Source organism: Bacteroides sp. LFL-34, from assembly GCF_027257075.1.
In the GTDB taxonomy this organism is placed as follows: domain Bacteria; phylum Bacteroidota; class Bacteroidia; order Bacteroidales; family Bacteroidaceae; genus Bacteroides; species Bacteroides ovatus.
Window position 1 is genome coordinate 1 of the sequence record NZ_JAPQKZ010000107.1, and the last position, 4269, is coordinate 4269.

9 protein-coding genes are annotated in these 4269 nt (G+C 46.1%); 1 reads left to right on the forward strand and 8 read right to left on the reverse strand.

The window, feature by feature from the left end:
- The 5 genes from N5O98_RS26880 to N5O98_RS26900 all read right to left on the reverse strand — a co-directional run.
- A partial coding sequence (locus N5O98_RS26880) for a relaxase/mobilization nuclease domain-containing protein (RefSeq protein WP_269496197.1) occupies positions 1-389 on the reverse strand: 389 nt, incomplete at its 3' end.
- Positions 386-685, reverse strand: a complete 300-nt coding sequence (gene mbpA, locus N5O98_RS26885; RefSeq protein ID WP_269496200.1) for a mobilization protein MbpA — start codon at positions 683-685, stop codon at positions 386-388. The genes mbpA and N5O98_RS26880, both read right to left, overlap by 4 nt.
- A gap of 192 nt (positions 686-877) precedes the next feature.
- Positions 878-1075 (reverse strand): hypothetical protein, encoded by a 198-nt coding sequence (locus tag N5O98_RS26890; protein WP_269496202.1) that lies wholly within the window; start codon positions 1073-1075, stop codon positions 878-880.
- Positions 1076-1085: 10 nt separating this feature from the next.
- The gene (locus N5O98_RS26895; RefSeq protein ID WP_004295504.1) at positions 1086-1358 is read right to left on the reverse strand and encodes a type II toxin-antitoxin system YoeB family toxin; all 273 of its coding nucleotides are present in this window, start codon (positions 1356-1358) and stop codon (positions 1086-1088) included.
- Positions 1358-1609, reverse strand: coding sequence for a hypothetical protein (locus N5O98_RS26900; protein WP_004295507.1), 252 nt, complete (start codon positions 1607-1609; stop codon positions 1358-1360). The genes N5O98_RS26895 and N5O98_RS26900 overlap by 1 nt, the downstream gene beginning before the upstream one ends.
- A gap of 412 nt (positions 1610-2021) precedes the next feature.
- Between N5O98_RS26900 and N5O98_RS26905 the strand changes: the two genes are divergently transcribed.
- On the forward strand, positions 2022-3047 hold the full coding sequence (locus N5O98_RS26905; protein ID WP_269496208.1) for a replication initiation protein: 1026 nt from the start codon (positions 2022-2024) through the stop codon (positions 3045-3047).
- Positions 3048-3085: 38 nt separating this feature from the next.
- Here the strand turns inward: N5O98_RS26905 and N5O98_RS26910 are convergent, their stop codons facing one another.
- The 3 genes from N5O98_RS26910 to N5O98_RS26920 form a co-directional block, all read right to left on the reverse strand.
- Positions 3086-3382: a hypothetical protein gene (locus N5O98_RS26910; protein WP_442864774.1), complete on the reverse strand. Its 297-nt coding sequence runs from the start codon at positions 3380-3382 to the stop codon at positions 3086-3088.
- On the reverse strand, positions 3336-3788 hold the full coding sequence (gene mbpC / locus N5O98_RS26915) for a mobilization protein MbpC (RefSeq protein WP_269496211.1): 453 nt from the start codon (positions 3786-3788) through the stop codon (positions 3336-3338). Before mbpC ends, N5O98_RS26910 begins: the two co-directional genes overlap by 47 nt.
- Positions 3745-4269 (reverse strand): relaxase/mobilization nuclease domain-containing protein (locus N5O98_RS26920; protein ID WP_269496214.1); only part of this gene is annotated, 525 nt, incomplete at its 5' end. The genes N5O98_RS26920 and mbpC, both read right to left, overlap by 44 nt.

A 4269-nucleotide genomic window follows, 5' to 3' on the forward strand; every position in this document is an offset into this window, starting at 1 on the left:
TCCCCGGAAAGGGAAACCCGGTTTGCCAGTATGTGCAGGTGGGCTTGTTCTTTCTTGCTCTCCGTACCACTGTGCCGGATGATGATGTACTGGTGGTTCGCCAGCCCCATGCGCTGCATGAAGTCGTTACCAAGTTCCGCCCAGTCCGCATCCGTAAAGGTGGCACTTTCCTCTATCGAGGGGCTGACCTCGAAACGTAGGCAGTTGTTTTTTACGTTCGGAAAATCAATGTGATACGGTTTCATTTCCTGCACCATTTCCGCACCAGTACACCCATAAAGTTCATGCCGGGCTATCTCGGTGGCTGCTGCCTGCCCGTCTATCTCTTTGGCGAGGTCGTACTCCAGTGCCGCCACACCATGTGATATGCTTTTCCCTTTCCCTATCATCGTGAGAGTATTTTTTTGAGTTCTGCTATTAGTGCCCGGTTCTCCTCGAACACTTCCCGGTACTGGCGACCACCGAAGTAGTTGTTCAGTCTTTGGAGTGTTCCTTTCAACTGGGCGATATCCCGGAGAAGCTGCCGTTCCTCCTCGGTGTACCTCTCCCTTGGACGACCTCCAAGGGACAAACTCCGGCAGTACTCCGATACGCTTAGACTGCACCGGGCTGCCTGCTCCGCAAGTGCGTCCTTCTCAAGTTCGGTACACCGGAATGTAATCTTTTCGTTCCGTCTTAGTTCCATGCCACAAAGGTAATCTTAAAATCTTTTTGAGCAAAGCGAGAAAAGCAAGAATTGTCCGACAAGGACACTTCTTGCTATATATACACATGCCGCATGGGAATACATCCACACTAACCGCCCAGCAAAAAGCCCCGGCGTGTTAGAAAATCCCCCACAGCCTAACAAATTCTACCCCATTTCTACCCAAGGGGATTACACGCCGCAGAAGTCATCCGGGAACATGTCTTCCAGTTCGTCCAAATCAATGGCTTCTTCTTCGGACACCTCCACCCATTCAATGTTTTCTTTCCCTCTTATCGCACATGAGTACATCTCGGCGGCGGCAAGAGAAGAGAACACCTCGTGCATAGGCTCGCCGTTCTCTAACCAGTAAACACAATATTCGACCATAACAGTTTTATCATTTATCGTTGTAATGCCCCTCTACCTCCAAGATGTAGACCTCTACCACTTCCTCGTAAATGTCATAGATTATCCGGTCATGGGCGGTAATGTGTCGAGACCATGTAATATCCCCACCGCCCCTTAACGCTTCGGGATGCCCAAGCCCAGTCTTAGGGTGCTCTAACAATTCTTTGTAGATTTTCTTATACTTCTTGAACAAATTGGGGTTTGATTTCTTCCATTTGGCAATCACCTTATCCACCCCGTCGGAAACCCTAATTGTGTACATCATAGACTGTCGAAATAAGCATCAATATCCTCACTGCTTTTGAGGGTAACACACTTTCCGGATTTGATTTCTTCCCTTGCCTTGTCAATCCTTGCTTGCAGCTCCGGGGTTATCATCAAATCTTCACGACCAACTTTTACCAAAGCGTAAATCTCGTTTTTCCTGCGAATTAGTACCTGCTCGCCATTGTCAGCTTTGGTGAAAGACGCTGCGAGGTTGTTACGGTATTCTCTTACTGATAATGCTTCCATATCTGTTTGCTTTTAAATTCAGCACAAAGATAGCTATATTTCAATAAATTACAAACATTTTGTACACAAACGTGTACACGCCATAAAAAACCGTTTCCAATCCTACCGCCCGTTGGTTGGTTTTGCTTTGCTCTTTTTCCCTATCGTTTTTCTTTTTCCGACAGTAAATCAACCACTTAGCTCTATAAATTCCCCTTGTCTGTTATAAGCATCGTCTGTAATATGCTCTATCACTTCTTCGCAAACGCCCATAAATAAAGGGATTAGAACATGTGTTTCCCCACACTTTGGGAGTTTAGTCCCCACACTTTGGGAGTTTAAAAGTAAATTAGTCCCCACACTTTGGGAGTTTTACCCCTCTTTTTTTGTTTTAATGTGGGGATTGTGTATATTTGCAGCAAATCAATCGTTTATGAAAAAGAAACTACCTATTACCAAGAATAAAGATGTTGTTGTTTCATGGGTATATACATGGTCAAAACAGCAAGACATGTCCATACACGAACAAAGAATAGTTCTTCGCATACTGGAAGCGTGCCAAGCTGAACTAAAGGGAGTAAAACTGAAAGATTATGCAGGCACGAAACGCAAGTTTGAGCATGGACTTTGGGATGTTGATGCACAAATGCATGTATCTGACGTTATTTTTTCCGGACGTGATTACAATGAAATCATAGCCGCACTCGATTCTCTGGCAGGACGTTTTTTTACTTACGAAGATGACGAGGAATGGTGGAAGTGCGGATTTATATCTAACCCAAAATATAAAAAACGCACTGGCATTATAACCTTTCGTGTGTCTAACGACCTTTGGGATGTGTTTACCAAGTTCGCCAAGGGGTACAGAGAATTTGAGTTAAACAAGGCTCTTGCGCTACCTACTGGGTATTCCCTTAGGTTTTACATGTTAATGAGTGGGCAGGTGTACCCTTTGGATATATCCCTTGAAAACTTGAAAGACCGTCTTGGCATACCTGCGGACAAATACAAGGACAAGAACGGAAAAGACAGAATAGATCATTTTGAGGAAAGAGTTTTGAAACCTGCAAAGGCTGCGCTTGATGAGAGCTGCCCATACACTTTCAACTACGTGAAAGTGCGTGAAAACCCAAACAACAAACGTAGCAAGGTGACCGGGTTTAGGTTCTACCCGGTCTATCAACCACAGTTCAGAGATGAAGAACTGGAAGGGAAAGAATTGCAAGCAAAGGTTACAGCACGATATCAGATAGACAGCCATGTGTACGAGTACCTCCGTTATTCCTGCGGCTTCACATCGGAAGAGATAAACCGGAACAAAGAGACATTCATAACGGCACAAGAAAGGATAACCGACCTTATCGGAGAACTGGCTCTCCTAAACGGAAAATCACGAGAAAAGAACAATCCGAAAGGGTGGATTATAAACGCTATTAAAGGGAAAATCAAGGATAAGTGACAAGATTATCCCGGCTGAAATACGCCAGGGTAATCTTGTCAGATCAGAGGAACTATTTCCATTTCTATACCAAGTTCTTTCATCTGCTGCTGTATTTCCTCGCTGCTTAGTTTCTCTTTCGCCAGTGCAAGCCCATGAAAGGCGTCCCAGCCTGCCGGCTTCGAAACGATGCTACCGTTTAGGACAGCATGGGTGATTTCGCCGCCGGACTTCGCCCCCTTGTTCAGTATGAAGAAGAACCGGGGTTCTTCGTGTTCCGTTGTTCCCATAATTCGTAAAGTTAGATGTTTATTTGTTTCCCTTTTGTTCCCTTGCCTGCTCTTGGAAGTATTCATAATACTGCTTGTAGTTGTCCCGGTCTTTGGCTGCATCCGTCCAAAGATAACACATGAAACAAGCGAACAATAGGGAGATAACAGCACAAAGGATTGAGTAGAACGAAATCCGTTTGTCCACATAACCGCCGTTTTTCATTCTGTACCCCTGCCGTTCAAAGTCCGCCAATACGTTTTTTAGACGATTTTCGGCACTTTCAAGGCTTTTCCCGTCTATTTGCACCTTTCGGGCTGTTGCGTCCTCTATGCGCTTCGTATAGACTTCAACACGCTTTAGTTCCTGATACACCAGTTCTACCGCAAGCTGCGGATTTACCCTTGGCGTTGTGCCTTTTCTTTTCCGGGGGCTGTACTGTCCCTGCTTAACGTTGGAAGCTGCCGCTTCCGGGTGTGAGTTTGTTTCCATGAGATATGTTCATTGAGTTGCACTTCAGTTTGCTTTGTGTCCGCTCGATATGGGCGAGAGTGTAGCCTTTCCCTATCTCGCTTGCCTTATACTCCGTACCGCTTCGGGCTGTGACATAGTAGCCGTTAAGTTTCCCGGTGCTTGCCCTGGCTTCCCGGACTTTAAAACCTCTCTTACCAAGTTCTTCCTTGAATTTGGTAAGGTCAAAGCCCTGCATCTTCTTCAATACGCCGTCCATGGCTTCCTTGATTTCCGCTTTGTTGACTTTGCCGATGTCCTGCGACTGTACAAAGTTCCGTTCCTTGGCTATGGCATTGGCGGCTTCCGTTGCCTTTTTCCCTATCCAGTTGTCCCGGTACAGTTCCCCGGAAAGGGAAACCCGGTTTGCCAGTATGTGCAGGTGGGCTTGTTCTTTCTTGCTCTCCGTACCACTGTGCCGGATGATGATGTACTGGTGGTTCGCCAGCCCCATGCGCTGCAT

What these genes read in the sequence shown, in the direction of transcription:
- mbpA (WP_269496200.1), bottom strand. Translation starts at nt 685, where the DNA reads ATGGAACTAAGACGGAACGAAAAGATTACATTCCGGTGTACCGAACTT.
- N5O98_RS26900 (WP_004295507.1), bottom strand. Translation starts at nt 1,609, where the DNA reads ATGGAAGCATTATCAGTAAGAGAATACCGTAACAACCTCGCAGCGTCT.
- mbpC (WP_269496211.1), bottom strand. Translation starts at nt 3,788, where the DNA reads ATGGAAACAAACTCACACCCGGAAGCGGCAGCTTCCAACGTTAAGCAG.
- N5O98_RS26905 (WP_269496208.1), top strand. Translation starts at nt 2,022, where the DNA reads ATGAAAAAGAAACTACCTATTACCAAGAATAAAGATGTTGTTGTTTCA.
- N5O98_RS26910 (WP_442864774.1), bottom strand. Translation starts at nt 3,382, where the DNA reads ATGAATACTTCCAAGAGCAGGCAAGGGAACAAAAGGGAAACAAATAAA.
- N5O98_RS26895 (WP_004295504.1), bottom strand. Translation starts at nt 1,358, where the DNA reads ATGTACACAATTAGGGTTTCCGACGGGGTGGATAAGGTGATTGCCAAA.
- N5O98_RS26890 (WP_269496202.1), bottom strand. Translation starts at nt 1,075, where the DNA reads ATGGTCGAATATTGTGTTTACTGGTTAGAGAACGGCGAGCCTATGCAC.